The 23,413-nt window shown below is 57.2% G+C and carries 15 protein-coding genes; 5 read left to right on the forward strand and 10 right to left on the reverse strand.

Annotation, left to right across the window (positions count from 1 at the left end; genetic code table 11):
* Positions 1-71 precede the first annotated feature (71 nt).
* Positions 72-1,022, reverse strand: coding sequence for a PadR family transcriptional regulator (locus ACZ9H4_RS29295; RefSeq protein ID WP_476122136.1), 951 nt, complete (start codon positions 1,020-1,022; stop codon positions 72-74).
* Between the two features lie 703 nt (positions 1,023-1,725).
* Here ACZ9H4_RS29295 and ACZ9H4_RS29300 point away from each other — a divergent pair.
* On the forward strand, positions 1,726-2,946 hold the full coding sequence (locus tag ACZ9H4_RS29300) for an IS110 family RNA-guided transposase (RefSeq protein ID WP_201108821.1): 1,221 nt from the start codon (positions 1,726-1,728) through the stop codon (positions 2,944-2,946).
* Positions 2,947-3,810: 864 nt separating this feature from the next.
* Here ACZ9H4_RS29300 and ppc read toward each other — a convergent pair.
* Positions 3,811-6,786, reverse strand: a complete 2,976-nt coding sequence (ppc, locus tag ACZ9H4_RS29305; protein ID WP_476122138.1) for a phosphoenolpyruvate carboxylase — start codon at positions 6,784-6,786, stop codon at positions 3,811-3,813.
* Between the two features lie 464 nt (positions 6,787-7,250).
* Here ppc and ACZ9H4_RS29310 point away from each other — a divergent pair, with 464 nt between their 5' ends.
* Both ACZ9H4_RS29310 and ACZ9H4_RS29315 read left to right on the forward strand, forming a co-directional pair.
* Positions 7,251-7,457, forward strand: a complete 207-nt coding sequence (locus ACZ9H4_RS29310) for a hypothetical protein (protein ID WP_476122140.1) — start codon at positions 7,251-7,253, stop codon at positions 7,455-7,457.
* A gap of 475 nt (positions 7,458-7,932) precedes the next feature.
* A complete protein-coding gene (locus ACZ9H4_RS29315; RefSeq protein ID WP_476122298.1) occupies positions 7,933-8,865 on the forward strand; it encodes an EAL domain-containing protein in 933 nt (310 codons plus the stop codon).
* 652 nt (positions 8,866-9,517) lie between these two features.
* Here the strand turns inward: ACZ9H4_RS29315 and ACZ9H4_RS29320 are convergent.
* Together ACZ9H4_RS29320 and ACZ9H4_RS29325 are read right to left on the reverse strand one after the other, a co-directional pair.
* Positions 9,518-9,862: a BON domain-containing protein gene (locus ACZ9H4_RS29320; protein WP_476122300.1), complete on the reverse strand. Its 345-nt coding sequence runs from the start codon at positions 9,860-9,862 to the stop codon at positions 9,518-9,520.
* A 106-nt stretch (positions 9,863-9,968) separates the two neighbouring features.
* Complete coding sequence (locus tag ACZ9H4_RS29325) at positions 9,969-11,048, reverse strand: porin (RefSeq protein WP_476122142.1); 1,080 nt, start codon at positions 11,046-11,048, stop codon at positions 9,969-9,971.
* Between the two features lie 522 nt (positions 11,049-11,570).
* Here ACZ9H4_RS29325 and ACZ9H4_RS29330 point away from each other — a divergent pair.
* Positions 11,571-12,158, forward strand: coding sequence for a VOC family protein (locus tag ACZ9H4_RS29330; RefSeq protein WP_476122144.1), 588 nt, complete (start codon positions 11,571-11,573; stop codon positions 12,156-12,158).
* A 1,476-nt stretch (positions 12,159-13,634) separates the two neighbouring features.
* Here the strand turns inward: ACZ9H4_RS29330 and ACZ9H4_RS29335 are convergent.
* From ACZ9H4_RS29335 to ACZ9H4_RS29360, 6 genes are all read right to left on the reverse strand, one after another.
* A complete protein-coding gene (locus tag ACZ9H4_RS29335) occupies positions 13,635-13,778 on the reverse strand; it encodes a hypothetical protein (protein WP_476122146.1) in 144 nt (47 codons plus the stop codon).
* Between the two features lie 522 nt (positions 13,779-14,300).
* Positions 14,301-15,212, reverse strand: a complete 912-nt coding sequence (locus ACZ9H4_RS29340; RefSeq protein ID WP_476122148.1) for a beta-keto acid cleavage family enzyme — start codon at positions 15,210-15,212, stop codon at positions 14,301-14,303.
* 60 nt (positions 15,213-15,272) lie between these two features.
* Positions 15,273-16,685, reverse strand: a complete 1,413-nt coding sequence (locus ACZ9H4_RS29345) for an aminotransferase family protein (protein WP_476122150.1) — start codon at positions 16,683-16,685, stop codon at positions 15,273-15,275.
* Positions 16,686-16,735: 50 nt separating this feature from the next.
* Entirely contained in the window at positions 16,736-19,054 is a 2,319-nt protein-coding gene (locus ACZ9H4_RS29350) for a N,N-dimethylformamidase beta subunit family domain-containing protein (protein WP_476122152.1), read from the reverse strand.
* Positions 19,055-19,090: 36 nt separating this feature from the next.
* A complete protein-coding gene (locus tag ACZ9H4_RS29355) occupies positions 19,091-20,380 on the reverse strand; it encodes an MFS transporter (RefSeq protein ID WP_476122302.1) in 1,290 nt (429 codons plus the stop codon).
* A gap of 56 nt (positions 20,381-20,436) precedes the next feature.
* Complete coding sequence (locus ACZ9H4_RS29360) at positions 20,437-21,603, reverse strand: porin (RefSeq protein WP_476122154.1); 1,167 nt, start codon at positions 21,601-21,603, stop codon at positions 20,437-20,439.
* 55 nt (positions 21,604-21,658) lie between these two features.
* Between ACZ9H4_RS29360 and ACZ9H4_RS29365 the strand changes: the two genes are divergently transcribed.
* Entirely contained in the window at positions 21,659-22,537 is an 879-nt protein-coding gene (locus ACZ9H4_RS29365; RefSeq protein ID WP_476122156.1) for a TetR/AcrR family transcriptional regulator C-terminal domain-containing protein, read from the forward strand.
* Positions 22,538-23,413 lie beyond the last annotated feature (876 nt).

Consider the following 23,413-nt stretch of genomic DNA (forward strand, 5'->3'; position numbering starts at 1 on the left):
CGAATCGCGCGGGGGCGGTCGCGCAGGGGCGCTGCTGGCGTGCGGACACGCAAGCAGCAGACCGCGTGATTTCAGCCGGCGGGTTCGCCGCCGCTGCTGTCAATGCCGGCGCCTTCGCTGGCTGCCTCGATGTCTCTTGCCGCGCGCATCAGGATCGCGGCGATCCGGCGCTGCTCGGCGGCCGGTGCGTTGTCTCGGCGCAGCAGGGCATGCTTCAGCGTGCGGCGGGCTTCGTTCAGCTCGGGCAGCCAGCCGCCTTCGCTGATGTCGGCCGGCTCTTCGCCGGCAAAGGCGCGGCGCACCGAATCCATCTTGCGGGCGATGTGAGTCAGTTTCGCCAGCATCAATTCGACGCGCTCACGATTGGCGGCCAGATATTCGCGGCCCATGTCCGCCAGTTCGTAACGCTTGCGGTTGCCTTCGAGTTGCACGGTGACGTAGCCGAGTTCTTCCAGATACGTGAGCGCCGGATAGACCATGCCGGGGCTCGGACTGTAGAAGCCGTTCGAGCGCGTTTCGAGCGCCTTGATCAATTCGTAGCCGTGACTCGGCTGCGCGTCGATCATCGACAGCAACAGCAGTTGCAGGTCGTCCGAACTGAATTTGCGGCTGCGCGGAAAACCGTCGCCATCGCCGCCGAAGCCGCCCGGGCCACCGCCGAAGCGCCCGCCACGGCCACCGCCGCGCGGGTCGTGATGACGGCCGATGGCGTGCCACAGCAGCGCTTGCGGCGAGAAACGGTGGCGACCGTGCGGGCCGTGGTTGCGTGAGTCGGCGTGGAATTCGCGGCGGCCGTGGTGATCAGCGGCGTGGCCGTGAAGCTCGCGTTCACCATGTTCACCACGTGGGCCACGCTCACCACGCCGGCCAGATTCGTCGCCGTAGAACTCGTGGCGCTCGCCACGCTGCGCCTGATCGCGGATGAACGCATGCCAGAGCTCATGGAAGGTCGCATGTTCCTGGCCTGCGCGAAAACCTTCGTCCGCCTTGCTCGGACGGGAAAATCGATGCGGATGTCGCATTCTGGGCACTCCCGTGAATGTCTTAAGATGTGTCTTAAGATATATATCTAAAGATAGTTTGTCAAACTTCTTTTTCGCGACTTATCGGCAGACAACAAAGTCTGCGGGAAGCGGAAAAGGGCCATTCAGAGACAACAAAGTCTGCGGCAACACGAATTTTCGTTGTGCGACGCACAATTTTCAGGGGTGGTTGGCCTTTAGTGCGGCCCGCGGCGAGGCAAGCTGCCAGTAGAAAAAGCTAGCCATGATCGCAAAGTGCGAATTTGTTCTCGTATCGCGGCTTTTGCCATTCGGGTGGGAACTCAGTCGGAAGTGTCCAAACAGAGATTGCGGCGCTTTGCAAAGCTCGCGCAATAAAGCGGCGGCAGTTAGCCGGAGATTTCAGGGCGGTTTGAAAACTCCTGCGGGCAAGGATGTTTACTGAGCGCTTTAAGCCGTGCGTCGACGTTATCAGTTGTTTATCGGGCGCTTGCCCGACCCCGAATGATGAAACGGGCGCGGGGTAGAGGGGGCGTAGGATAGGCAGGGCAGCGGTGACCGAGGTCGGCATCATCATGGTGCCCTGAGCCCGTTTATCAGTTGGACCCGCAACCCGACGCGTACCCCAAATTGTGATCACTGGCCGGTAGTTGCCGTGAAGCACGTTTAGCAGATTTCGAATACGAGGGTTGCTGCCGCTGCCATTCATCCGGCAGGAGGCCCTATGCAGATTCTCTATCCCCGTTGCGCAGGACTCGACGTGCACAAAGACATCATCGTGGCCTGCGTGCGATGCGTCTCGGCGCCGAAACATCATGAAGTACGCAGCTTTGCCAGTACCACCACTGGACTGCTTGCGCTGTCCGACTGGCTCGCCGGGCATTCCTGTACGCACGTTGCGATGGAGGCAACGGGCGTGTACTGGAAGCCGGTGTGGCATGTTCTTGAGGACCACTTCGAGCTGGTGCTGGCCAACGCCCAGCACATCCGCAATGTGCCCGGGCGCAAGACCGACGTGAACGACGCGACTTGGATCGCAGACCTCGTCGCGCACGGCCTGATCCGGTCCAGTTTTGTGCCTCCGACTGCGACGCAGGAGCTGCGTGACCTGACCCGGACCCGCAAGCAGCTCGTACGGGAAATCTCCCAGCACAGCCTGCGAATCCAGAAGATACTCGAGGACGCCAACCTCAAGCTCGCTAGCGTGCTGTCAAATGTACTTGGTTGTAGCGGACGGGCAATTCTGGCGGCCCTTGTGGCAGGCGAAGATGATCCAGAGCACCTCGCGGCACTCGCCCAGGGAAGCGCCCGCAAAAAAACTTCGGAGTTGCGCGAAGCGCTTCGCGGACATGTCACCGCGCATCACCGCACCCTGCTCAGATTGCATCTGGATCTGATCGCGGCGCTGGAACGCACCCGGGCAGACCTGGACGTTGCGGTGGGAGAAGCCCTCGCCCCGATCCGGCAGCACGTCAGCCTGCTGACCACAATTCCCGGCGTGAGCGAGCTGACTGCCCAGGTAATCCTTGCGGAGATTGGTACGGACATGACACGTTTCATCGATGCCGGTCACCTGGTGTCATGGGCCGGGATGTGTCCACGCAATGACGAAAGTGCCGGCAAGCGGCGCAGCACGCGAGTGCGCAAAGGCGCGCCATGGCTAAAAACTGCCCTGGTGACGGCTGCCTGGGTGGCCGTCCGCGTCACTCATAGCTACCTGCACGCGCGTTTCCTGCGCATCAAGGCCCGGCGGGGTGCCAAAAAGGCTATCCTCGCCGTTGCCGCGTCCATCCTCACCTCTGCCTGGCACATGTTGCGCGATGGTGTCGAATATGCCGACCTCGGCGCCGCTTACTTCAGCCAACGTGACGCAGGCCAGACAATCCAGCGGCTCGTTAAGCGACTGACCGCCCTTGGATACTCTGTTCAACCCTCTGCCGCTTGATTCGCGTTTCTTAGCAGATGGGCGAGAAGCCGGTTCACGTCGTACCTGTCTTCCGACAGGGAATCGCCTGCTGAGGACATTTCGTCACTTCTTAATGCGCGGCCAGTGGTTGCGCATTTTCTTGTTGCTGCTGGTTTCCGTGGCGAGCCTAGGTTCTGACGTCTGCTTGCAGTTTTCCGCTCTAGCTGTGGGGATATTCAACGTCTCGCTAACGACGGCGCTTCGCTCCGGATGGGTTGCCACCTTATGCTTCGCTCACTCCGCGATGCAGAGTGAGCGATCAGGATGAGTCCAATAGCAAGGCTCTTCAGGCCGACCCACGCGCGCTATATCGAGTGTGACGGCAACTGCCGTTGCTTCAGCCCAGTTGGAATGACAATGCACGAATTCGCGACCGGTTCCGCAAGAGTTTCGCGAGCAGGATAAGCCGCTCTCTCGACGTACCCGCTGCTGCCGCGTGCGCTCTTCAAACAACTCGTCTAACTGAGCGTCTGAACTCTTTTTGTCGCAGAGCGCGCTAGGTTGGCCGGCCACTCGGGTAGCGCCGACGAAGTCGTAGCGTTTGTCGAGACGCTCGCGCAATCGAAGGGCCGGAGTACGCTGGCGAAATGGTCGACTTAGCTGCCAAATTCCGGAACTACGCCATCGTAAACTTTGAAGTCTCCAAAGAACTTGCCGCGATATCGAGCTACGCGTAGGCACGTATTAGGACGGCCAAGGTTTGAGGCCGGTCGAGGTGCCGCATTGCGAACTTCACAATAGGGATCGCTGTTCAGCGTAGAAATTAGGACCAGTATGCTATTCCGCGGCCCTCGGAGCGAACTTTCGACTGACCGATCTTTTCTGCCCTCTATTGGAATTCTTTTAGCCCGTATTGCGCAAGCCCGCAGCAATACCGTTGATGCTCAAATGAATCCCGCGCCGCACACGTGCGTTGGTGTCGCCGCCGCGGTGACGCTTGAGCAGTTCCACCTGCAAGTGATTCAGCGGATCGAGATACGGGAAGCGATTCTTGATCGAACGCGCGAGCAGCGGGTTCTCCGCGAGCCGTTCATTCTTGCCCGTGATTTCCGACAACACCTTCGACGTGCGCTCCCATTCCGCGACGATCCGCTCGAACACGTGCTTGCGCAGTTTCTTGTCGGACACGAGCGCGGCGTAGCGCGAAGCGACCGCGAGGTCGGTCTTTGCCAGCACCATGTCCATGTTCGACAGCAGGTTCGAGAAGAACGGCCAGGTCTTGTGCATTTTCTTCAGCAGCGCGAGACGGCGCGTGCGCTCGGCGTCGCTCGGCGCGCTGTCCAGATGCGCGGCCACCGCGCTGCCGAACCCGTACCAGCCGGTCAGCAGCAAACGGCATTGGCCCCATGAGAAACCCCACGGAATCGCGCGCAGATCTTCGATCTTGCGCTGCTTCGGGTCCTGCAGTTTGCGCGAGGCCGGCCGGCTGCCGATGTTCAACTCCGCGATCTCCGCGATCGGCGTCGACTCGAAGAAGTACTCCTTGAAGCCTGGCGTTTCGTAGACCAGCGCGCGGTAGGACGCCATCGCCGCGTCGGACAACTGCTGCATCGTTTCTTCGAACGCGGGCAGTTGCGCCGGCGCAATGCCGTGCGGCAGCAACGACGCTTCGAGCGTCGCAGCGACCACCGTCTCCAGATTGCGCCGGCCGATCTCCGGATTGCCGAACTTGCTCGCGATCACTTCGCCCTGTTCGGTCAAGCGGATCTGGCCGTCGACGGTGCCCGGCGGCTGCGACAGAATCGCCTGATAGGTCGGACCGCCGCCACGGCCCACGGTGCCTCCGCGTCCATGGAACAGCCGCAGCGTCACGCCGCGTTCGTTGAAGAGCGACACCAGCGCGAGTTCGGCGCGGTACAGCTCCCAGTTCGACGTGAGGAAGCCGCCGTCCTTATTGCTGTCCGAATAGCCGAGCATCACTTCCTGCTCGTTGCCCTGGTGTTCGATCAGCGCATCGACGCTCGGCAGCGCGATCAGATCGCGCATGATGTGCGGCGCGTTGCGCAAGTCGGGGATCGTCTCGAACAGCGGGATCACCATCAGGCCGGCTTTGGCGGGATCGCTCGCATCGCCCAGACGCCCGTGCAGCAGACCGGTTTCCTTTTGCAGCAACATCACTTCGACCAGATCGCTCACAGTTTCCGTGTGCGAGATGATGTAGTTGCGCACTGCACGCGCACCGAATTTTTCGCGCGTGACGCGTGCTTCTTCGAGCACGCCAAGCTCGCTCTTCACGAGGTCGGAATACTCGGCGTACGGCAGACGCAGCGGACGCGGCTGCGCCAGTTCGGCCAGCAGCACCTTGAGCTTGTCTTCTTCGGCGAGCGACGCATAGTCGCTTTCGACGCCCGCGCGCTTCAGCAATTCGGCGATCACGGCTTCGTGAATGTCGGAGCTTTGACGCAGATCGATACTCGCCAGATGGAAGCCAAACACTTCAGCGGCACGTGCGAGCGGCGACAAACGCGGCGCGGCGAGCGGCGCGCCGTGATGCTCGCCGAGCGAATCGATCAGCACATGCAGATCGCGCACGAAATCGGCGGAGTCGTCGTACGGTTGAGCCCGCACGGGTGCTGCGCCGCGACCGGCGCTGCGCAACGGCACGCTGCCTTCGCCCAGACGCACCCGCGCGCTCGCGGCGAGCCGGGTGTACACGCCGATGAGTGCGCGGCGATACGGCTCGTCGGTACGGTGCGGCGACTGATCGGGCGAGGCTTCCGCGAGCGCTTTCAGCTCGTCGCTCGCGCCGGCCAGCAGGTTGGACACGGACAACTCCGCGCCCAGCTTGTGCACCTCTTCCATGTAGTGTTCGAAAATCACCGCAGCTTGCCGCGTGATGGCGTGTTCGAGCGTCTCGGCGGTTACGTTCGGATTGCCGTCGCGGTCGCCGCCGATCCAGCTGCCCATCTGGAAGAACGGCGGCAGGCGTGCTTCGATGCCGTGCTCGCGCAGCGCGTCTTCGATGTCGGTGTAAAGCGCCGGAATCTCTTCGAGAAACGTGGCGCGATAGTACGAGAGCGCGTTTTCGATTTCATCGGCGACCGTGAGGCGCGAGTCGCGCAACATACGCGTTTGCCAGAGCGAGGTGACGCGTGCGCGCAGCATCGCTTCGTTGTGCGCGCGTTCACGGTCGGTCAGTTGCTGGTCGCGTTCGGCGAGAAGACGCGCGACGTCGTGCTGCGCGTCGAGAATGCTCTTGCGCTGCACTTCGGTCGGGTGAGCGGTCAGCACGGGCACAATCAGCGCGTCGTTGAAGAACTGCTGCAGGACGGGCGCGGCGGCCGCGTTGGCTTCGACGAGGCGTTCGAGCGCATGGGCGATCGTGCCCGGTTGCGAGGTCGAACCGGCCAGCGCGTGAATCCGGTGGCGGCGATTGCGGTGACGGTCTTCGGCAATGTTCGCGAGATGCGAGAAGTAGCTGAACGCGCGCACCACGCTGACCGTTTGCTCCGGGCTCAGCGAGCGCAGTTTCTTGTCGAGCGTTTGCGCGGCGGCGCTGTCGTCTTCGCGGCGAAAGCGCACGGCGGTCTGACGGATCGTTTCGACGACGTCGAACACCGCGTCGCCTTCCTGCTCGCGCAGCACGTCGCCGAGCAGGCGTCCCAGATAGCGGATGTCCTGGAACAGCGGATGGTCCTTATCCTCGCCGGCGTGATTAGCGCGCCGGCTGGACGGCGCCTCGTCCGCAATTGGGTGCGCCTTCTTCGACTTCGCCCGAAAATCTCTGTCGCGCTCGGTGATAGTGGTGACACTAGCTTCGGAGGCGATTCCGGACACCGAATAAGATTGCGCTGAGGGCGCATGTTTGATGGACGTCACGTCGAACTTCCGCAAAGGTAATAACTGGCGGGGCTGGCAGCAGCTGGTTGCTCTGATGCGCAGTTGATCGGAGATTATATAGCACTTTAATGCACACGTGTGCACTTAGCCCTAGCCAACATTCGTCGAACCGAATGTGTCTTCGGAGTTGTAGCTCCGCATCAAAAAACAAATGTGACAAGCGCGGAACGGCCACGATTCGCTTACCCTGCTGCGGGAGTTTGATTGTTGCCTAATGGAAAACCCTGCGCTATCATGGGACACACGTGTGCATAACAATCCGTTCTTTGACGAATAGTCAATCGCCGGGGGAGCATTGAGATGAATGCTGCACTTGAGTTCGACGAAGTATCAAATGTATTTGCATCGCTTGGGCGCACAGGGTCTTGCGGTGCGGATGGTGTGGGCGGCATGCCGGCAGCAAAACGTCTCAGCGAACGGGACAAATGAGTAGGATCACCGCAATGGACGATTTAACGGACCCGACAACCGAATACATCCCGGCGCTCGAGACTTGGGTTTGCGTCTGGTATGAAGAAGCACTCGACGCGAAATTTGTCACCGCTTCCTATCGTCCAGACGTTGAGATCGTGGATCGTTTGCGAGGCTATTTCCGGGCTGGGCTGTCGCCTGAAGATGCCGTTCAGGCATGTTTCGGAAGTAGACACTAAGCAAATGCCGAACGCTATATCTTCACAACGGCCATCAATTGAGCTGAAAAAGTGAATGGATTTTCTGGAAATTGATGCTCACTGTGGGGGGTACTGTTAATTAGTCGAAAGAGATCACTAGCGTACTTGATGGACATGGTCCGCGTCGGTCTGCTCCGACAACTCGGGATGTCGCCGTGGTGCTTAACGATTAACAACACCATTGGATTTTCAGACCACTATCCAGAAAGACAAGCTATGGAGGGGTAATCATCGTACTGGTCGGTGAGAACACGGCATTTCGAGTGCCATTTTTACTGATCTCCAAGCGGAGCAATGCGTTTGATCGGACCTTATCGATTCTCGATCGCGCGTGGAAATCCTTATTAATCGCTGGTAGCTGTGCTATGCGGCAAACGAGGATGCATCGGCGTCGGCTCGGTTACCTCGCTTGGGTACGGTGGTCAAGCTATGTCACGAGTCGATGTCAAGTGCGATGCGTTATCACAGGACTATCCAGTTGGAACCTCCATACCTCTTGCAGTTTACCGAAAGCGACTCGCCATGCGCTCCTTCTTTTGCGCGCTTCGGGGATTTGACTCTTTGTAGCGCGTTTCAACCAATATTCAGCTTGTCGCATCGGCGTCTCATTGGCTACGAGGCCCTCCTCCGGGCACAAGACCCTGCCGGCAACGACGTTCCGCCGATGTCGTTACTCGGCCGCACCTCTCCGAACGGGCATTGGAGCAATCTTGAGCGCGGCGTCCAACTGCTACATGCATCCAACTTCACGCGGATAGCGGATGTCCGCGACCGACTGTTTCTCAACACCAGACCAAATGGCTTCATCGTATCTAGGGAGTATCGCCACCTCGTTGAAGCGACCTTGGGGCGCCTGCATCTGTCGCCCGACCGTATCGTCTTGGAAGTGCTCGAAGTTCCTGGCGGGAATTTACAGCAATTGGTTGAGGGCATCGCCTCATTCCGGGAGCAGGGATTTCTGATAGCGCTCGATGACTTCGGAGCGGGGCACTCCAACATCGATAGGGTCTGGCAACTTCAACCCGATATTGTCAAGCTCGACCGCGGTGTTATTGAGCAAGCAGCCCAAAACCCTCGCGTCGCACGCTTACTTCCACGACTGATATCGCTGTTGCATGACGCAGGTGCTTTGGTATTGGCAGAAGGCGTAGAGACGGCGCGTGAGGCTATGATTGCAATGGAGTGTGATGCAGATTTCGTTCAAGGTTTCTACTTCGCCCGTCCTGCTCCAGGGAGGTGCGACGAAGCTTCATGCCGGGTGATTATGGACTCAGTGTGGCGACAGTTTCGCGCGCAAGTTGAGGAGAACGCGAATCCGGAGACGGCGAGGTTGCGCACATGTGTCTTTTCGTCCAGGCAATCGCAAACAATATCGACCACCGACTGATAATGCTGAAATGAGGATCAGCGCCGACGACGTTTCGAAGCTGCTCGCTTCACTGCACCTCGTCAGGGTGATCGCTGCGGGCAATGTGCCACGGGTGACGCTTATGATTCAGTGGATGTTGTCGCAGATCGTTAGTGCCATGACTTTACACTGTGCCGTGCGCAAAGAGCGTTCTCGCAAAGCACAACGTGATGCAGAAGCGGTCCGTCGCACTGGATCGGTCACAATCAAATAGAACTCGCTGATGTGCAGAACGTGTCGGTTCTCAGGTGCGTGTCGCACCGACGGAAAACGTTGTGCGACAGGAAAGTACGCGATGGACTTGCTCGACGTTAAAGAATGGTCTGCATGGAAGACGCGGACCGCTGGATGGTAGATTTAATGCCGATACTACTCGTTTGCGCTTGCGATAGTCCGTCAGACATGAATAGATTAGCGCTCTTTGGAGAAGGCCCTCACGAGTGATGCAACGGACAAGCACAGCGGATCGGACGCATTGGTGCGAAAAGGCATGCGACCGATCGCTGTGAGTTGGACTACTCCGGAGTTTCTATGACCATAATTGCCCGTCAAGTTTCCAATGGGGTTTGGACGCTGTAGATAGACCACGCGACAGTTGAAGCGGCGCCCCGCTGGTCGGAGGCCGTTCGCGCTACTTCCCGTTAGCCTGCAGCGTCAAACTATTTTTGACTTCTCGAACACCACCTACGTCTCGTGTCGCGTCCGTCGCGAGATCAATTTGACGGCTGTCGGGTACCGTTCCCATAAGTGTCACAATTCCAGAGGAAGCGACTACATTAATTCCATCGGCGTTGAGGCCGCGGGTCCTTGAGAGCTGGCGCATCACAGTTGTTCTCAGCGCCCGGTTGGCGGCCTTGACTGCTTTCGGGTTGCTCATACCGCTGGCTGGTGCGGACGCATCAGTAATGACCGCAGTGGTTTGCGCAAGGACGCTTGCTCCAGTGCACAATGCGACGCAAAGGCCGACGAATAACATGCTGAAGTGAATGGATTTCAATTTTTACCCTCTGGAATTTATTGATCGATATCGGTCCCGACAGAGGCGTATCACCACCGGGCAATGCGAGGTAAGGCGGTAGTTGTCAAAACGAGTGGCGAAGGCCCAACGTGGCACCCATAGTCGTACCGTGTGCCCCAAAAAGCGCTCCATTTACTGACAAGCCTGTATTCATGTCCCCATGATTAGCCACGGACGCGACCTGGCCGTAGAGGACTGTTCTCTTTGACAGAAAGTAGTTCAAGCCCATTGCCGCGAGTAGGGAGTGGTTCGCGGTATGGTTTCGGTCGCTGGTTATCCAGATGCCGCCATCGACGCTAAGTGTCGGCATCACATACCATGATAGGCCGCCTCCGTACACGTTGTTGTTAAACGAGCCGGCGACCTTGTAATTAACGAACGACGCCTTCGCGGTCAAGGCACCAAACTTGTATGCTGTGCCAAGCGTGCGTCCCTCAACTTGCAGGTTCGTCGGGGTGGGTGTCGGGTTCGCTCCGCCACGGTTTCCGTCAAATATTGCAGCGTTGAGCATCAGCCCGCCATACTGATATTTGATGCTCGCGGAGTATTGTCGGCCAGCCTGAAACTCCCCCGGTTGACCTCCGAACGAGTACAGCACGCTGGCCTGAAGTCCCCAGAATTCCGGGCTTGTGTAAGACAAAGCGGTTGGAGCAAAGATGCTAGTACCGAGAAAATTATCAACAAGTGTAACGCCACCACTACCGAAGAACGACATGCCCCGTGGATCAGATGAGTAAAGCGAAAGAAAGAACGGGGAGAACTGCAAGCCGGCTTTGAGTTCACCGAACTTGCTGACCAATGAAATCCATGCTTCGCATCCGAAAAGATTGCCATTGCAGTGGGCAAGACTACCGGTCGCCACGCTGATACCGCTCTCGAGCTTAAATTTCGCGCTCAGTCCGCCACCGAGGTCCTCGATCCCGAATATGCCGAATTGCGAATAAGATGAGCCTCCATCGATCAGCGCAAACTGCCGCCCGGAATTGCCTCCGCTCTGAGCATTCAGTGTTTTGCTTGTATAAAGCAAGCCGCTGTCGAGCAAGCCGAATAACGTGACGTTGGTCTGAGCCTGCGCGACTCCTCCGACCAGCATGCCTACCGCGCAAATTGCTAAACGTGACGCAACTCTCGAGTGGTGACGCATCCCTATCTCCTTGTTTGTTATTGTCGATTCTGTGATCACACAATTAGCGAGCACGCGCTACGGCAAAAAACCGATAGCGGCGCAATAGCAACGCAGAAGACGCTCGATTCATCGAGGTGGTCGCCAGTCTCGCGACGAATATCCGGTATCGCCTGCTGTCGGTCATCATCGAGGATAGGAGCGCGATCACGTTCGCTGCTATGCTGCGCAGATTATCTATTAAGGCACACGTGTGCAATCCAGGGTAATCCGCCACGTTGGCAGTTTTGTGAGGATGGTGATGACGCACGGTCCTGAGTGAAAACCCTGTGTTGCACACGTGTGCCTTATTCGTTAATCTCTACGGCATGGCGTGCAACATTCGTGGAGTGGATCGGGGAGCGGCACTAGGCTCGACTTGCAACTGGAAGCGAGGTTGCCGAGCATCAAAGCCGTGTGACGGCAGGTTCGTGGCCGGTCGGCACCGGCGAAATTTTCGGATGACCTGTGCGGGCCATCTAACCATCTTGAGGAGATAAGAGAATGTCCCATCACGACGAGAACGTTATTGCTGCCGTAGGGGATGCAGAAGTCGATCCCATCGAAAAGCGGGCGGTGATCGAACGTCGCGCGAAATCTCGAGTCCGCGGACTCAACCACCATGCTTACTACTGCACGGATGCTGAAAAGACGCGACACTTTTATGAAGACATTCTTGAGATGCGAATGACGATCGCGCTTCGTATTCCAGAGGAAGTGTTTACCGGAAAGGAAGCGCCCTATTGCCACTTTTTCTTCGAAATGGGCGACGGTAGCAGCATTGCGTTTTTTGACTATCCAGATTTCTTCGACGGCAAGCCACCATTTGAGGTGTCGACTGTCTATCATCATCACATCGCGGTTAATGTCGACTCCGACGAATCGATAGAATATTTCCGTAAGAGGCTAGAGAGCGAAGGATATCCGTCTACGTATGTCGATCACGGTGCTTTCCATTCCCTATATCTGCGCGACCCGAATGGAATGAATCTCGAACTATGCTACTCGTCGCCTGCCACGGAAGAGTTCTTTCTTCGAGCCGAACGCGTGGCGCAGGACGAACTTAGGAAGTGGGCAGCAACGCGCGCATAGATCAAGACAGGTTGAGCGATGCACCTGTACCGTAACCGATCGGGGAAGGCTGTTCTTGACAGCTGTGTTGATAGCAAGCAGATAAACGCCGCGCGCTGAGTTCAGGTGACGTTGTGATGAAGCGCGTCGGCAGCAGCCATGGCAACGGTTTGTCGACTTGATTGAACCCATGCTTTGCGCTGCGAGCGATGACGTGGCGTAGACAGGCCTCGGAATTGAGGCCGTTTAATTTGGCGGGTTGTCATGTTCCGAACTACACAGAGCGGCTCTTAGACGACGAGCACTCCGCGTGCGATTGTCACGGGCAGAGTTCTCCGAGACCATACTCCGTGCGGCATAGTCGTCTTCCTTAACACGAATCAGAAAGGCGAGGCAAATAATCGCTGCGCCGGAGACGGATTTGCTGGAGTTGCTCGTAGGGTTTGAGTCCGGCCAAGACGGCCTTTTTCTAAGTCTGCGTTGTTTGAGTCGATTCGTGATCACGTCAAAGCGCGATCGCGGGCGATTCGACACCTGTATGCAATAGCCCCATCGCTGTGCTAAGCCTCAGGACGTGTGGCGATACGCGCTTGGAAGTCAAAGAAGGACGTCTGTCTCGTTGGGACACGCGCATGCTTGACGAGAATCGGTTGTACCCTGTCGGCGCGGAGTCAGCTTTCATGCGTGGTTGGAAACAACGCTTGTGCGGTTGCGCGCCGGTTCCTTAAGCCTACCCTCGAGGACATCCTTCACGTTTGAAATCAGTGGCGTACTTCAGCCACCCTCGCTTTCGTGCGTCGATGCCTCGCGCCTCACTTCCGGCGGGGGGCATGCATATGATGACTGCTCCTTCTTTTTTTGGGTAGAAAATACGTCTGTCCTAGGGATAGTGTCCGTGATCGCCTATCGTGGGCACGATCCAGTCACATGTCCATCACGCGAATGGTGGGTCATGAACAGCTATCGCGTCGACTCGGTCAGCGTCGGACACTTACAGATGCAACTGCACTCGGGAGACAAATTGCTGTGGGTAATCTAACAGTTGAATCTCCCTTGAAGGCTGGAGACCAAACAAGTCTGATGTGCTCACTCATCCCGCCCGGCTACGGCATGCCGTAGCCGAAGAAAGGCGGGTCGCTCGATGCCAAACCGTGTTCGGCAAAGCCCGACTGCTTGTCACGGCACTTGCGTGGAGTTGGGGCGACGCCGTTGGTCACGTTAAGGACTGGATGGCTCTTCGAACCACAGCACCCGGAGGAAGGAGCAAATGGCTGTTCGACGCAAATTGCGGCTCCAGGGGCTGGCGCTTGGGGTCGTCTCGAACTCATCGAGGGCCACGAGAAGCAACATTGGGGCGCGGGCGTTGTGTTCCTTTTGGAATTGCGTTCCAAGCCTGTGATCTTACGAATATCGACTTCGTCGGTGACCAACCCGCGTTGAAGTTCACGAAACCTTCGTGCATCACAGTTGTGCCCGGGGCTAGGTGCGCACCTAATCTTACGCGGTCCGCATCGACGATGCGGACTCCGCTGGGTACACCGTAGTCGGCCATCGAGGGAATTTGTCGATTGATAACACCGTCAGGTGATCGTATACGGCTGCTACGCGGTCCCGCAGAACATCCAAATTTTTCGGCAACACAGGACCGGCTGAGATCCATGCGACATTCGCCAGAGGGCCAAATGTCCCATCGAGATTATTGTTCGGCGCGACGATTCATTTAGAAAGCACATTTAAACGCAGATAGCCGTCCTCCGTCGAAACTGTACGAGTATCCAGCGACTCAATCAACACGTCGACAAAGTCGCGAGAAATGAGTCCGACTTTCTCCGCTAGTCAACTAGTTTTCTTTCTCTCGCCGGAAGCCGGGCACCAGACTTCAATTGTCAGCGCCGTTTCGGTGTCGCTATATCTGCGGCCAGTCCGTTGAATGGTTGGCATCGGAAAATATCCCTGTTCTGCCCGACGTTGAGATGAGCAAACAATTCTGGAAAATGCCACGGCATTGAATGCGCGGGCGGTTGTCGAGAAATTTACCGGCGACTGATATGGCTCATATCGCGACGGCGCTGCTAGCCAGTTTTCGCCAACTCGCTGGCCATGACGTGGGATCCCAGCATGGCCGCGTTGCGGGTTATACCGGCGGAACCGTGCGGTTTCTTACTACAGGGCGAGGGCTAGATGAGAGCATTTGCGAGGTAACCCGATCATTGCGCGCGCTTCCTCCGGGGTCGCTGGCTCATAGCCCATTTCACGGACCAGTCGTACTACGCGTTCGGTCAGCTGGACGTTTGTTGCAAGCTCGCCCTGTGAGTAGTACAGGTTGTCTTCAAGTCCCACGCGTACGTGACCACCCAATAACAGCGAGTTCATCGCGGAGGGAAGCTGCGCGGAACCAATGCCGCTCACACAGAAGATACTCCCCTTCGGGAGAAGGTCTACCATCGACTGAAGGATTCGGGGGCTGTACGGCATCGCGTTCTGAAAATTACGATGAACCCCAAGGACGATGTTGATAAAGTATGGCTCTTCGTCAAAGCCGGCGGCGGTGAGGGCGCCGACATCCTGAACAATATGTGTGGGGCTGAACACTTCCCACTCGGGTTTGATGCCACGCTTTCGCATCTCGATGGCAAGATGCTTGGAACGTTCCGGCGACGTGTGCATCAGCAATTCCTTGCCGCCAAACGTTGCAATAATCGTGGTTGCATCGAGTGTGCACGTCTCCGCACCCGCATCCATCCCCTTAAGCCGCTCTTCCCAAAGGATCTCCCAATAGCCACCGGGTGTCTGACCGATCATCTCGCCGTGTACGCCGCCGCCGGTCGAGTTGTTGATAACAATGTCGCATTTGGCCCTAATGCGCGTGTTGATATCGTGATAGATATCAGCATTGCACGTGGCACCGTCGTCTGGCAGCCGCGCGTGTACAGCCACGACGCTTGCACCGGCGTTGTAGCAGTCGTAGACATCCCGGGCGATTTCGGTTGGTTGCGTCGGCAATGCGGGGTTTTGCTGCTTGCTTGCCATTCCCCCTGTAGGGGCGATGGTGACGATGATCTTTTGCTTTTCCACAGCTGTCTCCTGAAATCCAAGCCCTGGCGCGTGCGCGCAAGGGCCAATTCCCGCTTGCAGTTACCGAAGTAGGCCCGCCCGTTGCAACTTCGACTCCAAGTCACGCAACGCCTTTCTGAGCTTATCTACGAGCTCATCGACCTGCGACTCGGTGATGATGAGCGGAGGCGTAATGAGTTGAATGTCGCCGAACTGCCCACGGTTCGCACGTCGGTTGTAGAGAGCAATGCCGTGTTCAAGTCCATGCTCAGTCAATCGGGCAGGGGCATTTAACTCCGGCGGCAATTGCTCGCGTGTCTCTTTGTTTGCAACAAGCTCGATTGCCATGAGTAAGCCTTTACCGCGAACGTCCCCAACGAGACGTGAGCGTTTCTGCAGTTCCCTCAGTTGTCCAGCGAGGTATTCACCCATGGACGCTGCGCGCTCCATAAGACCTTGCTCGACGACTTCATTTAGCACGGCGCCCGCAACGGCACAGGAGAAGGGATTAGAGAAGTAGGTATGGCCATGCACGAATCCGCCGCGACCAGCAATGGCTTCCACAATATGGTTCGGTGCAAGTACTGCACCAAATGGCGTATATCCTGCTGCCAGACCCTTTGCGAGCGTCACGATGTCCGGTCGACTGTCTGCCCAGTGCTGAGAAGAAAGGAATGCTCCGGTACGGCCTGCACCACTCATGATTTCGTCGTGAATGAGCAAGACGCCGTAGCGGGTGCAGATTTCGCGGACCGCCCTGTAGTAGGAAGCTGGTGAAACGAGTGCGCCGCTGGACAAGCCACCAATTGGCTCAATGATGAATGCGAGGACAGTCTCGGGTCCTTCAGCAAGAATCTTTTCCTCCAGCATGTTCGCGCATGTTGCAACGTGCTCTACCTCGGTAGTTCCAGTAGGCAAACGGTAGGTCAACGGTGCCGGGATTTTCGGCATAACCCGCATCATTGGTCCGTAAATGGATTCGGTGAACGAGTCTCCCGTGATCGCCATCGCCCCCATGGTTGAACCATGGTAGCTAGGGTCCCGCGAAATCACCTTGAAGCGGCTCCCCTGACCACTTACCACGGCAAATTGCCGAGCCAATTTGATAGCCGATTCGTTTGCCTCTGAACCGCCTGACACGAAAAATGCCCGGTCAAAGCCGTTGCCAGCGAGGGCTGTTATTTGATTGGAGAGACTGACATTAGCTTCGCTCTGAAAGAAACGGGGATAAGCGAAGGTCACGCGGCGCGCCTGCTCGGCCATCGCCGCGACCACGCGCGGATTGGAGTGCCCAAGATTGCTCACGACCGCGCCAGACGTGGCGTCTAGGAAGCTTCGGCCGCAGGAGTCGTACAGATAAATGCCTTCGCCGCGATCAATTTGGGGTGGCAGCTCTGCTCCCTTGGGGAGATAGAAATTCATGACGCCGCCGCCCGTTGGTGTATCACCGACGGTGCCCGGACGATGTTTGCCGCTAGTCACGGAATTGCTCATATTGAATTGCATCAAGGTAGGGTTGAGAGGCCGTGGTTGGCTATCGTTCGTCAAGCAGTGGAAGGCTTATTCGGAACGGGTATGCCAAAACGATGTAGGACGTTCACGAGGAGTTGTTCGAAGATCGGGTCGCTACCGAGTACCCAGCTGGCGCCAACGGCGCCAGCGTTGAACACCGTCCCACCTTCAGGCCGCTCCCAGTAAATCATTTCGCACGAGAGTCCATCCAGGGATGGTGCGTCCTGATAGAAAAAGTCGAGGTAAGCGTCCATCCTGCCGGGTTTTTCGCGCACGCCGTGGGCGATGACCTGAATATCCGCGTGGTCGGGAGGAAGTACCTGCCCGTCGGGCACGCGATGCGTCATCTTCTTTAGCGTGTGGAACGTCAGATCCCACTCGTGACCGACCGCGCGCGGCAACCCTCCATCCACTGCGTGGCCGAACGACTGCCCGCGTGTTACACCTATCGCGTTCGGTGTCTTGAAAAGAAAATGGTCGGGCATCTCGACCTTGTACACACCGAAGTCGTCTCCTTCAGCGAAACCCCAACCTGCGGTGTCGAGTCCGATGACGTGCGCCGAAGATCGACCCGCGCGCCGAAGCTCGCCTCCGCGTAACCCGTCGTCGCTGTGATATTGCTCGCCATGATCACCTCCAGGAAACTCGACGGTCGAGCCTGGGACGAACCGAGTCTCCGCTGGATGCGTTTTGCGCTGCTCCATCACAAGCAGATTTGCGTCAAAGCTTACTCTCGAGCAAAGGGAGTTTCCCGATAGCACGAGCGCGGTACCTCCGTGACGCAGATAGCGGTCGAGACCGTCGTAGGCAGGTATCGTCCAGTATTCGCTATGTCCGTTAATAATGACCGTCTTGTACTGGTTCAGTATTTCGGGGCATTGATGAAGATCGAAATCGGAAACGACGTCGTAGTCATATCCCTCGCGATCGAGCCAAAAATGCAGATGAAGTTCTAGGCGCGTCCATTGAGCAAAATCAGCGTCGTCCGGATCGTAGCGAGCGTCGGGACTAGCATTGGGCCACGGCATACGCAGACCGGCATGATAGGTTGGCTGTCCGCCGCTATGACGCGTATAGGTGTTGTACGAGGGCGCATCCTCGTGACTGTTTTTAAGGCCCGCGCCACGACGCGGCCAAGTTGCGCTCATTGAGGTATTCTCCATGAACGGAGAGGATGCGTATGCAAGCCATGTGCTTGTTGCGCAAAGCACGAGGATTGGAGCGGGCTCGGCATTGGCCGCTTTTGTCACGACAAATGTTACATCGTAGGTAAGCGGCACGCCGTCTTTCTCGTATCGAAGTCGAGCAACGTAGATGCCGGATTTCGCATCTTCCGGAATGTCGAATTCATGAGTGACGCTCCAGCGACAGTCGTAGAGGTCATCACGTGCGAACCGGATACCGTCGCCGCGAAATAAGTCTTGTTTTGGATCGTACGGCGGCATGAGGTCGTCGTAGAGGCCGACGTTCTCCGGGCGGAATGCCGGCCCATTAATCATCCATGTAGCGTGATTGACGATCTGACCAGTCCGTTCGTGGCCACTACTATCACGTATCACGTCTCCTCGTTGCTCAGAGAGGGGCCAGCAGCCGAGCACGAACCGATCGGCCGGTACTCTGAGCCCGCGCTGTGCAAATCGTTGTTTTATGTCCGCTTCCGACAGCGCGCGAGAGTAGACCACTGGCATTGCGATGTCGGCATCTAGGAATCGGTCTACAACGCCCTCCTCAGCGCTGGCGCCCAATCGCAATGGGGCGACGCCGGCTTGAAGCTTCACGTCGACCTCGCAGGACGCCGACTTACGTGCATCAATCCAGAGGGTCGCGATGAGTCCGTCCCATGTGCCGACAATGTGGTGCCACTTGCGGCTCTCGAGGGCATCAGCGCTTAGTACGAACCTCGAATCGAACTCAGCGCCACTTCCCACGTAGAACTCGACTTGGCCCCGTTCGTTCAGGAAGAGGCCGTAACCGCACGAGTGCGGATAGTCAAACTGCCCAAGGATGGTTTGTGTCCGGCCGATTTGCCATGGTTTCACCCAGACTTCGAACGTCGCAGCGGCGAGCACCTCCTTTGCCGGCAATGAGCGGTCGATTGCAATATATGAGCCGGGTTGGATAGGTTGGACTAGCGGTTGTGAGACCGGGAACTCATGTAGAACCACGTCGCCGTTGGCGTCGCCGATTTTTGTGGGACGACTCACAGAGAGGGTGTAGGCAGAATCGCTGCTCACATGAAAATTGATACGCTCACCGGCAGGCACGCTTTTCCTGTCCGTATATGCGTGTATTCCGGGCAGCACCACTTCGCGATGGAGACCGAGCGGCCCTGATTGACTGATAGATTGCATTGTCTCTAACCCAATTGAAGATGGCGGCGGGTGTGCTTAACGCTCTTTGCGCACGGCCTGTGCGCCTCGTAGCCCGTAGCGGCGAGCAAAGCCGAGGCTGACAACGCTGACTATCGCAGAGAACAGGAGAGGAAACGCGGGTGCGATAACCATTCCCGTGCGACTGATGAGCCATTGCGAAATGAATGGCGCGAAGCCCCCGAAAATCGCCACGCCGAGGCTGTAACTCATTGAGAGACCGAGGCCGCGCAACTTCACCGGGAAGAGGTCGGCCATTGCTGCAGGTAGCGGACCGGCGTAAGCGGAAAGGGCGACAGCAATGAAGGCTTCCACAGCGATGAGAGCTGCAGCATTTGGATGGGCCGCCAGAAGCAAATACGCGGGAATGATGCCAAGCAGAATCGCGACAACGCCAGGCAGCATCACCTTTGTACGACCGTACCGGTCGGAAAGGTTGCCGAAGACTGGGCTTAGCGTCATCTGGATTGCGCCCATCACAATGGTCGGCAAGAAGCCGACTGTCGCCGGCATGCCGAGCTGTTTGACAGCGTAAGTCGGCATGAAAAGCATCGTGTAGGCGGCGGTCGTTGCGATGACGAGAATACCGAGAGAGGCGATGATCCGGCCGCGGTGTTCCGCAATGGATGCGAACACAGGAGGAGCTTTCTGAATAGACTCCGAGAACTCTTGGCTTTCCGCGAGATTGCGTCGAATGTACAGCGCAACCGGTCCGACGCTGAGGCCGAATACGAATGGAATGCGCCATGCCCAAGTATCCAGTTGCGCGGGCGTAAAGGCCGAATTAAGCACGTAGCCGAAGAACGCGGCGAGCAAAACGGTCATCCCTTGGCTTGCGACTTGCCAGCTTGCATAAAACCCCCGGCGCTTCTCATCCTGCTCCGCGAGCAGAGCGGTAGCGCTGCCATACTCGCCACCCGCGGAGAATCCCTGCAAGAGCTTCGCTCCGACAATCATGATTGAACCCGTCACGCCGGCCTGTGCGTATGTCGGCGCGACCGCAATGGCAAGCGTGCCGACCATCATGAGAATGATAGAGAGGTTCAGTGCCTTCTTGCGCCCTGAAGCATCCGCGTATGCGCCGAGAACGATGGACCCAATTGGCCGCATTGCAAACGACGCGCCAAAGGTTCCGAGCACAATGAGCAAGCCATTGAGCTCATTTTGCGCAGGAAAGAAGACGCGTGAAATAGTTACCGCAAGGTAGCCATATATAACTATGTCAAACCACTCGAGCGCATTACCAATGGATAGGGGAATGATGACGCGTGATGGATGTCGCCTGATAACATCGTCGGACGAAGCCATTGATGTATCTGCTTCGCCGCGGAAAGATTTGATGGCTTGTGTCATAAGGGCTCTTCCTAGAAGCGGTGACGCAGGCCGACACGCAGCGCAAGCTGACTGCCGGTGGACGAAGGACCTTCGAGCGCTAATTGAGCAACTACGTGCGGCCCGGTCGCTTTCTCGAAATCAGCCGAAACATAGACGTCTGTACGCTTGGAAAGAGACTGGTCCAGAATCGCGGAGTAAATATTCCACGTCGAATCCGCCATTTTGGAGTGGAGATAGCCAACGCTGCTGCTCAGGCTCGGCGTAACCTGATAGATAGCCGACAACCCGAACATCTGCAGAGTCATGGTGTCGTCGGCATGAAGCTCGTAGTGAGTATTTGTATAAATCGCTGCGACGCGCACGGGTTTGAACTGGTAGCTTGCGCCGACTCCGACAGTTCGGTACTGGTCGAGGACAAAAGATGTTGTGCTCTTGACGGGTACCCCAAACGCCTCGTTCAAACCTAGCGCTGCTCCTGGCGCAAACGTAGCGGCGTTGACTCGCGTGAACGCAACGCCCGCATTGAACGAACCGTTCGTGTAGGTCGCGCCGCCGCTCAGTGCTGCGCCGCCGTTTGTCGTGCTCGTCCCATCCCCGGCGAGGCTATACTCGGCGCTGAACTGGAAGCCTTTCAGATTCGGCGACGTGTAGGTAATGCTGTTGTTCAGGAATTCACCGCACACCCGGTCCGCGTCGCCGGGCGTTGCCCCATTCAGTCCAATAGTGATTGCCGGATGAAAGACCGCGAGCGCGAGCGTCATCTGGTCCCAGTTTCGGCCCATGGTCAGCGTGCCGTACTTGTCATTGGTCAGGCCAACCCAGGCGCCGCGTCCAAATTGAAGGCCTCCTTGACGCAATGCCCCGGTATTTACGTTGAGGCCGGATTCAAGTTTGAAGATAGCGGCCGTTCCGCCCCCGAGATCTTCCTTGCCTGTAAATCCGATGCGGCTAGCGGAGAGGTTGTAATCCTCAGCCTTGACGAGAGAATGGCCGCCCTGGTTATTCAGGTAGGTGATGCCTTCGTCAATCAGCCCGTACAACGTCACTGAACTTTGTGCGTGGGCCGCGGGAATGGCTGCTGCAAGCGCGCTTGATGCCGTAATATTTCTGATGATTTTCAGCGTCCTTCCATGCCCCGTCCGAATGGACTGTACAGATTGGCGGGTATGGCGACGACGCGGATACGGAGTTCCCATGACATGTCCTGCGAAAACATATGGATAAATTGGGGCCGCATTGATGGACCCGCCCGTGCGCAGCGCAGGAAGACGAACAAAGCTTCTCGTCGAATTTCTTGAACGCTGTACAAGTGAGAAAATCTTATATCGCCCTTATACAGTGTTCAAGTACAATCAGGTTCACGCTAACCCTGGTACTGTTTTGTTTTTGACCGTGCAAATGACCGACGCAAAAGAGAGCAAAAGTGACAGCAAGAAGTCTGGCAAGAGGGCGCCTAAGCCGCCGAGCGGCTCCCTGACAGAGGCCAGCATCACCGCGGCTGCATTACTCCTCATCGACAGCGAGGGGCTTGAACGCTTCAGTCTGCGAAATCTGGCATCGTCTCTCGGCGTCTATCCGGCAGCTGTCTACTGGTATCTACCTTCGAAGGATGTGGTGGCCGCAGCCGTTATGAGTCTGGTTCTGCGCGAGGTAGCGCCGGATGTGCACCCGGCTGACTGGAAGGGCTATCTTCGGTCGCTGATGCGCCGTTGCCGGAGAGCGATTCAGCAACATCCGAACACGGCACCGCTGCTTGGCGCCCAACTGACTGCAAATACACGAGTCGATCTAGGTCTTATTGAGGGTATCTTGCAGGCACTGAACAGCGCGGGGTTTGAGGAGAAGAGGTTGGTCGACGCATACAATGCAACAATTGCAACCCTCGTCGGCTTCGCGACTCAGGAGTTCTCGCCAATGCCTGAGAGCGGCGAGGATTGGCAGACGCTTACGCGCGAACGACTTGATGCTATTGACCCGGATAAATTTCCTACGCTAGGCCAGCACCTTCCGCTTTTGAAAAACAAAAGTTTTATCCTTCGATGGGACAACGGGGTGGGCGTCCCTCTCGATGAAAGTTTTGATTTCTATGTTGAGGCCTTTATTGCTGGTTTAGAACAGCTAGCCAAATAGAGGGTTCGTTTTGATCATTACAAGGTCGGTGAACTTCCTTATACAAATCTCTTGATTTGTCTATTCAGTTTCCGCCATGAGTTCGGCTGTCCTCAATTCTTCGAATTGAACAGCGAGGAAATCCAAAAGATGGCGGGCTGCGGGTAGTATTCCACGGCGGGAAGGAACGGGGCGTGGATTATGCCGCTTCGCGGCAGGCAGCCCGCATCAAGTCGATCAGGCCCCCGTCGTCAGCGTCCTCGCGATTGACCGGCCTAGCCAGGTGTACTTCCCGAACACGTTTTCCGGATACAGTTTATCGGATCGGCATCAGGAGCACGCAAAGGAGCTACGCGGACAGCATGATGTCTACATCACGCAGTTGGCTCATTTCAAGGCACTGGGTATCCGTAGTCCGGGAAGCAAACGCCGATAAGTTCGATTTTACCTGTATTCGATTGGTGAATAACTCAGTACGTTAGGTGCGGTGATGTGCCGCAATTCGTCTGAGAATAGAGCAGCGCAAATCGTGAGAATTTGCGAATCATGCCCGCGCGCGCCGTTCGCGTATCAAGCGAATTTTCACGATAATTTTGCCAAAGGCGCGGCACTTGAGATGTGCGAAGTCTTCCTCACTTCTGAACAGAAAAATGGGCTGCAGCGGTGACGGGTTTTAGTAATTGCACGTTGACCATGCGAAGCAGGTCGAGCGCGCGACGCGGACCCACAGTGATCGTGACGATAGAATTCTACTCCACTACATTCGCGTGATTGACCGTGTCCCAGACGCGCCCTCGAGCGAGCCTATGACCGAGCTATGGCAGCCGGGAGTCGCAGTGTCCGAGTAACCCGTGTTCATAGAAGCAGACTGGCCACTAAAACCGACATATCGTTGGT

It is taken from the genome of Paraburkholderia sp. TE9906 (assembly GCF_056279605.1).